This window comes from Micromonospora sp. KC207, assembly GCF_004348615.1.
Taxonomy (GTDB): domain Bacteria; phylum Actinomycetota; class Actinomycetes; order Mycobacteriales; family Micromonosporaceae; genus Micromonospora.
Map to the genome: position 1 here is coordinate 1 of NZ_SMKJ01000464.1, position 3328 is coordinate 3328.

General features: G+C 74.5%; 2 protein-coding genes and 1 pseudogene. 2 read left to right on the plus strand and 1 reads right to left on the minus strand.

Annotation, left to right across the window (positions count from 1 at the left end):
* A partial coding sequence (locus E1258_RS31285; RefSeq protein WP_243715806.1) for a trypsin-like peptidase domain-containing protein occupies nucleotides 1-1329 on the plus strand: 1329 nt, incomplete at its 5' end.
* A 386-nt stretch (nucleotides 1330-1715) separates the two neighbouring features.
* Nucleotides 1716-2774, plus strand: a complete 1059-nt coding sequence (locus E1258_RS31290) for a glycosyltransferase family 4 protein (RefSeq protein ID WP_132407428.1) — start codon at nucleotides 1716-1718, stop codon at nucleotides 2772-2774.
* Nucleotides 2775-2784: 10 nt separating this feature from the next.
* On the opposite strand, the pseudogene E1258_RS31295 reads toward E1258_RS31290, so the two are convergent.
* Nucleotides 2785-3328 (minus strand): annotated as a pseudogene (locus E1258_RS31295) (serine/threonine protein kinase); the annotation flags it as partial.

The following is a 3328-nucleotide window of genomic DNA, read 5'->3' on the forward strand; positions in this document are numbered from 1 at the left end:
GCTTCCGGCCCCGCCGCCCCGGCCCACGGCCAGCAGCCGTACGGCGGATACGCCACGCCGTCCGCGCCGCCGTATTCGATGCCGGCCCGCGAGCAGCCGGCCGGGCAGTACCCGAACGGCCCCTGGCAGACCGGGCAGCACTCCGGCTGGGCCGCGGGGGGCCAGCACGGCGGGGCGGCCCCCGGGTACGCCCCGCAGGCCGGGAATCCTGCGTATCCGGGCGGCCCGGTGCCGCCGCAGCACCCCGGCCAGCCGGTGCCGGTGTGGGCGCAGGCCCCGAAGCCGAGCCGCATCGCCAAGCTGGCCGGCGCCGGCGTCGCGGTGTTCGCGCTGATGCTCGGCTCCGGCGTGGCCGGCGGCGCGCTCGCGCTCGCGCTCGACGGTAGCTCGGGCGGGATCACCCGCACCTACTCCGCCGCGCCGGTGCTCAACAGCGCGGACCTGCCGAAGATCGCAGCCTCCGTCCAGGACAGCGTGGTCTCGATCACCACCGGCAGCGGCGAGGGCTCCGGCGTCATCCTCACCGAGGACGGCTACGTGCTGACCAACAACCACGTGGTCGCCTCCGCCTCCGGCAAGACCGTCAGGGTGGTCTTCGCCGACGGCAGGTCCGCCGACGCGGAGATCGTCGGCACCGACCCGAAGACCGACCTGGCCGTGGTGAAGGCCAGCGGCGTCAGTGGCCTGAAGGCCGCCACGTTCGGCGACAGCGACGCGATGCAGGTCGGCGACCAGGTGCTCGCCCTGGGCAGCCCGCTCGGCCTGCAGGGCTCGGTCACCTCGGGCATCATCAGCGCCCGGGACCGCACCATCCAGGCAGGCGAGAGCCAGCAGCAGGACCCACGCCAGGGGGTCAGCTCGATCGCCGGGTTGCTCCAGACCGACGCACCGATCAACCCGGGCAACTCGGGCGGTGCTCTGGTCAACACCCGGGGTGAGGTGATCGGCATCAACACGGCCATCGCCACCTCCGGGCAGAGCACCGGCAACATCGGCGTCGGGTTCGCCATCCCGAGCAACAAGGCCAAGGACGTCGCCGGCAAGCTCCAGCGCGGCGAGAAGGTCAGCCACCCCTCGCTCGGGGTGAGCGTGAGCCCGGCCGAGAACGGCGGCGCGGTGGTCGCGTCGGTGACCGCCGGCAGTGCCGCGGAGAAGGCCGGCATCCAGCGGGGCGACGTGATCACCAAGTTCGGTGACACGGTGATCAACGACTCCGACGATCTGGTGGGCGCCGTCCAGTCCCGCAAGGTCGGCGACCGGGTCGAGGTGCAGTACCAGCGCAACGGATCGGCGGCGACGGCAACCGTGACGCTCGCCGAGACGTCGTAACCGACACAGACCTACCTCCCTCCCGAAGGGCGGTGGGTGACGGAGCCAAGGGGGTTGGCTTCGTCACCCACCGCCCTTCCCCCTTCCTGGCCCGCGTGGGCCCGCTCACCCGATCCGGGTGAGCCGCCCTCACCCGCGCGCCGGGCACGGTGGGCGACGGGACACGGCCGTCGGCGACGGGACCCGGCCACCGCGGGGGAGAAGTGCCATGGGTACGGCGACGAGCGCCCAAACCGGCTGACTTCCGCCCCGGTCCCGTTCCGTTTGCCAGGGGCGGGGGCCGGGAAAGCGCCGTCGATCACGCGCACAGGGACCAACGGGGAGGACTCGTGGCCGTGAACCACCTGCCGGTCGACCGCCCGGGAGAACGGCCGTTGCGGATCGCGATGGTGGTCCCGCCGTGGCTGTCCGTGCCACCGCCCGGCTACGGTGGCCTGGAGCAGGTCGTCGCCGGGCTGGTGGAGGCGCTGGTCGAGCGGGGGCACGCGGTGACCGTCTTCGGGGCGGGCCTGCGGCACGGAACCCGGGCCGGCTACGTCGCCACCTGCGAGGACCTCCAGTACGACCGGCTCGGCGAGTCGCTGCCGGAGTTGGCCCACCTGGCCCACGTGAACCGCCTCGTCTCGCCGGCCAACTTCGACGTCGTGCACGACCACACCACGATCGGGCCGCTGGTCGCCGGCCGCCGGGCGGTGCCCACCGTGGCCACCGTGCACGGCAACCCGGTCGGCGAGTACGGCACCGTGCTCAGCGACACCGACCACGGGGTCGGACTGGTCGCCATCTCGCACACCCAGCGGCGGCTGAACCCCGGCCTGCCGTGGGTCGGCACCGTGCACAACGCGCTCGACGCCGCCGACGTCGGGCACAAGACCGCGCCGGGACGCGGCCCGGTGCTCTGGCTGGCCCGGTTCAGCCCGGACAAGGGCCCGGACCTGGCGATCGGGGCCTGCCGGGCGGCGGGCCTGCCGCTGGTCCTCGCCGGCAAGTGCAACGAGCCCGCCGAGCGCCGGTACTACGAGCAGGTGGTGGAGCCGATGCTCGGCGAGGACGTGACCGTGGTGTTCAACGCCGACCGGGACGCCGCGCTGCGGATGCTCGTCGACGCCCGCTGCCTGATCATGCCGATCCAGTGGGAGGAGCCGTTCGGGATGGTGATCCTGGAGGCGATGGCGACCGGCACGCCGGTGGTGGCGCTGCGTCGGGGGGCCGTACCCGAGTTGGTCCGCCCCGGCGTGACCGGGCTGGTCTGCGACCGCCCCGACGACCTGCCGGGCGCGCTGCGGCAGGCCGCCCTGCTGGACCCGGCGGACTGCGTGGCGCACGTGGCGGAGAACTTCTCCACCGCCCGGATGGCGCAGGGCTACGAGGCGGTCTACCGCGACTTCCTGCGCGGGCACGCGCCCGCCGTGCCGCGCCGGCCGGTCCCGGTGCCGGCACGCTGACCCGAGCCGGTCACATCCGGGCCGCCCCGAGCTGCTGGAACGCGGTGTCGAGCTGGCGGGCGTACGTGGGGGTGATGCTGCCCTCACGCTGCCGATCGGCGACCTTGTCCCGGGCCCGTTGCACCGCCGCGGCCAGGTCGCTCGGGCTGTTCGCCTGGACAGCGTGGCCGAGCAGGTTGCGCACGTCGGTGCCGACGTCGTCGCGGATACCGCCGTCGGCCACCCCCGTGGCGATGAGCTGCCCGATCTGGTTGGCCACCTCGGTCACGTTGTCGCCCGACGGTGCGGGCGACGTGGTCGTCGGCGCCGCCGAGAGGGTTGGCCGGGGCCGGACGGGCGTCCGGGTGGTGGCCGTCGGCGCGCTCGGCGACCGGGTCGGCGCGGGCCGAGACGTCTCCACGGCCGGCGACTCGGTCGGCAGGGCCCGGGGCGGGGGGTCCGGCTTCTCGTCGAGCCTGGGCAACAGCAGCGCCAACGCGGCTACCAGCACGGCCCCCGCCACCACGGGCACCGCCCAACGGCGGCGGGACCGGCCCGGGGCCTCGACCCCGGGG